Source organism: Vibrio sp. 378 (assembly GCF_033339435.1).
Genome location: NZ_JAWOUO010001212.1, coordinates 1 through 514 on the forward strand (window position 1 = coordinate 1; position 514 = coordinate 514).

Genomic DNA, 514 nt, shown 5'->3' on the forward strand with positions numbered 1-514 from the left:
ACTGTGTTTGAATAAACTGATTGGCATCGAGCAATTGGATTATGAATATTTTGAAAATGCGTTGGCGGAATTGTTGACGCAAAGCGAGTCATGGGAGTCGTTGCTATCTGCTCACGTAGTGGCCGAAGAGACGCCTGCTGTGCCTCAAAGTTTAGATCTGAGAGTTTAGGTGTCTTATGTCTAATGACATCCAATCTGCACGCAACAGCCAACCCATTCACGGATTGGAGCAAGTAGAACGACGTGAACTTGTGCCACAAGGAACGTTTCAAGGTCGCAAAGTGACCCTACTCTCTTCATCAGAAAACAAACAGGCACGCATGAGCTCAAAGCGAGAACTGAGCGAATGTTTAAACCAGTTCGCGAGCCTTGAATCTTGCAATCAAGTCTTGGATTTTGAAAAGCCAACTGGATTTGAGAAGCAAAGCGCTGCTATCGAAAAGCTTTTTGAGCGAAAGATAGATGTAATTGCTCGAAGCGAAAGGTAAACACAAGTTATCACGCACGCACAGCT

General features: G+C 44.7%; 1 protein-coding gene and 1 pseudogene. Both read left to right on the top strand.

Going from position 1 to position 514, the window contains the following annotated elements:
• Nucleotides 1–169 (top strand): annotated as a pseudogene (gene exsC, locus R7Q48_RS31195) (type III secretion system regulatory chaperone ExsC); the annotation flags it as partial.
• Between the two features lie 7 nt (nucleotides 170–176).
• Nucleotides 177–488 (top strand): T3SS regulon translocated regulator ExsE2, encoded by a 312-nt coding sequence (gene exsE2, locus R7Q48_RS31200; protein ID WP_031430727.1) that lies wholly within the window; start codon nucleotides 177–179, stop codon nucleotides 486–488.
• The last annotated feature ends 26 nt before the right edge of the window (nucleotides 489–514 follow it).